This window comes from Hydrogenophaga sp. (assembly GCF_031426985.1).
In the GTDB taxonomy this organism is placed as follows: domain Bacteria; phylum Pseudomonadota; class Gammaproteobacteria; order Burkholderiales; family Burkholderiaceae_C; genus Hydrogenophaga.
Window position 1 is genome coordinate 1 of sequence record NZ_JASJOY010000124.1, and the last position, 2,745, is coordinate 2,745.

A 2,745-nucleotide genomic window follows, 5' to 3' on the forward strand; every position below is an offset into this window, starting at 1 on the left:
TGCAGACCGATGTGATCGACCTCTACTACCTGCACCGCTGGGACAAGCAGGTGCCGATCGAAGACAGCGTGGGTGCGCTGGCCGACCTGGTGCGCGCGGGCAAGATCCGCAGCATCGGCCTGAGCGAAGTCTCGGCCGCCACCTTGCGCCGTGCACACGCGGTGCACCCCATCGCGGCGGTGCAGACCGAGTACTCGCTCTGGACCCGCAACCCCGAGATCGCGGTGCTGCAGGCCTGCCGCGAACTGGGCGCGAGTTTCGTGGCCTTCAGTCCGGTGGCCCGCGGCTTCCTGTGCGGCCCCATGGACGTGAGCGCCTTCGACGCCAAGGACATCCGCCGGACCATGCCGCGTTTTGCGCCGGACAACCACGCCAAGAACCAGGCGCTGCTGCCGGCCTACAACGCCATCGCGGCCGAGGTCGGCTGCACCCCGGCGCAGCTGGCCATCGCCTGGTTGCTGCACCAGGGCGATCACATCCTGCCCATCCCCGGCACGACGCGTGTGGAGCACCTGCTGGACGACCTCGGCGCGGCCGAGGTGCAGCTGTCGGCCGACGTGCTCGCGCGCCTGAACGCGCTGATCAACCAGCACACCGTGCACGGCAACCGCTACAACGCGCAAGCCAACAGCGAGGTCGACACCGAAACCTTCGGCTGAAACAAACCGAAAAAAACCGCGACGACCCCGCAACCCGCGGGGGGCAGCGGGTGGGCACCATGACGGACATGTTCAACAGCGTCCTCAAAGGAGCCCCGTCATGAAACCCTGGATCAAACGCAGCCTGATCGCCCTCACGTCCGTCACCGTCGTGCTCGGCGGCCTTTCCGCCTGTGGCTCGCGCGGCGACCATGCCCGCGGCTGGAGCGACGAGCGCATCACCGAAGTGCGCGGCAAGGCGATCGAGAAGATCAGCAGCCGCCTCGACCTCAACGCCGACCAGAAGGCCAAGCTGGGCGTGCTGGCCGACCAGATGATCGCCTCGCGCAAGGCCTTCCGTGGCAACGGCGACCCGCGCACCGATCTGCAGGCGCTGGTGGCCGGCGACAAGTTCGACCGCAGCAAGGCCCAGCAGCTGCTGGACCAGAAGCTGCAGGCCGCACAGGGCAACGGGCCGCAGATGCTCAGCGCCTTTGGCGACTTCTACGACAGCCTCAACCCCGAGCAACAAAAGCAGGTGCGCGAGAAGCTGGAACGCCGTGGCCATGGCTGGTGGGGTCGTGGCTGACGCGCTGCACGCGATCGCCCGGCAGGGCCGCCCGCACACGGCGGTGCTGCTGGCCGACGCCGATGACCCGCACGCGGAGTTGCTGACCCTGTTCTGGGGGCCCCGCTTCGACCGCGAGCACGCGCTCTCACTGTGGGCCCGCGCCTCGCGGCGCGAACCCATCGAGGCCGCGCCGTTGCTGCCCGAATTGCTGGCCGTGGGCGACCGCTTCGATGCCCTGGAGCGCACGCAAAAGGACCGGCTGCGCCGCCTGATCGCCCGCCACCGCGCCCTGTCAGAATGACCCGATGAACCGCATCCTGCTGATCGACGACGATGAGAACCTGGGCCCGCCGCTGGCCGCGTATTTCCAGCGCTTCGAGCTGCAGCTGGTGCACGCCACACGGCCCAGCGCGGGCCTGGCGCTGTTGCGCAGCGGTGGCTTTGATGCGGCGATCCTGGACGTGATGCTGCCCGAGATGGACGGCTTCGAGCTGTGCCGCACCATCCGCAAGGACAGCGACATTCCCATCGTCATGCTCACCGCGCGTGGCGACGTGATGGACCGCGTGGTCGGCCTTGAACTCGGCGCCGACCATTACCTGCCCAAGCCGTTCGAGCCGCGCGAACTGGTGGCCTGCATCCAGACCGTGCTGCGCCGCCTCAAACCCAATGGCAACGGGCACGCGGCGGTGCTGAGCGCCGCGCCCACGCTGCGTTTTGAGGGGCTGGTCATCGACACCGCGCGCCGCAGCGTGCTGCGCCAGGGCGAGGCGCTCGAACTCACCGGCACCGAATACGAGCTGCTGCTGATGCTGGCACGCGAGCCCGGCCGCGTGTTCAGCCGCGACGACATCCTCAACCACATCCGCGGGCACGAGGCCGACCTCTACACCCGCGCGGTGGACATCGTGGTCAGCCGCCTGCGCAAGAAGCTCGAACCGCTGGACTGCATCAAGACCCTGCGCAACGCGGGCTATTCGCTGGCGCTGCGCCGCACCGACGCATGAGCACCGAACGCATGTCGTCATGGCGGCGGGCCAAGCACCGCATCGCACACTCCATCAAGCTGCGCATGGTGCTGGTGTTCCTGCTGCTCGCCGGGGCCATGACCTTCGTTTTCATCACCGGCGCGCAGAAGGCCTTCACCATGGGCTGGCGCGAAGCGGCGCGCCCCCTGCTGATGGACTACGTGGACCACCTGGCCGCCGACGTCACCGCCGGCGGCGCCGCACCCAGCGTGGAGCGCGCGCGCGCGCTGACCGGGCGCCTGCCGCTGACGGTGCGCATCCACGGCCCGCAAATCCAGTGGGCCTCGCACCCTGATCAGGGGCCGCCGGAGTGGCTGCGCGACAAAACACGGGGCGACGACAACGGCAGCGAGGACTGGGGCGGCGGCAAAGACTGGCCGCGCATCCTGCACCGCCAGACGGCCGATGGCCACACCATCGAGTTCGGCATCAACGGGGAAGCGTTCGAACGCCGTCCGCGCCTGGTGGGCTACGCGCTCACCGCGCTGCTGGTGCTCACGCTGCTGGC

General features: G+C 69.0%; 4 protein-coding genes and 1 pseudogene. All 5 read left to right on the forward strand.

The window, feature by feature from the left end:
- Positions 1-659 (forward strand): aldo/keto reductase (locus tag RMP09_RS15270; RefSeq protein WP_310566841.1); only part of this gene is annotated, 659 nt, incomplete at its 5' end.
- A gap of 100 nt (positions 660-759) precedes the next feature.
- Positions 760-1,227: a Spy/CpxP family protein refolding chaperone gene (locus RMP09_RS15275; RefSeq protein ID WP_310566842.1), complete on the forward strand. Its 468-nt coding sequence runs from the start codon at positions 760-762 to the stop codon at positions 1,225-1,227.
- On the forward strand, positions 1,220-1,510 hold the full coding sequence (locus RMP09_RS15280; protein WP_310566843.1) for a hypothetical protein: 291 nt from the start codon (positions 1,220-1,222) through the stop codon (positions 1,508-1,510). The genes RMP09_RS15275 and RMP09_RS15280 overlap by 8 nt, the downstream gene beginning before the upstream one ends.
- Positions 1,511-1,514: 4 nt before the next feature.
- A complete protein-coding gene (locus tag RMP09_RS15285; RefSeq protein ID WP_310566844.1) occupies positions 1,515-2,216 on the forward strand; it encodes a response regulator transcription factor in 702 nt (233 codons plus the stop codon).
- Positions 2,213-2,745, forward strand: a pseudogene (locus tag RMP09_RS15290) (two-component sensor histidine kinase); the annotation flags it as partial. The gene RMP09_RS15285 and the pseudogene RMP09_RS15290, both read left to right, overlap by 4 nt.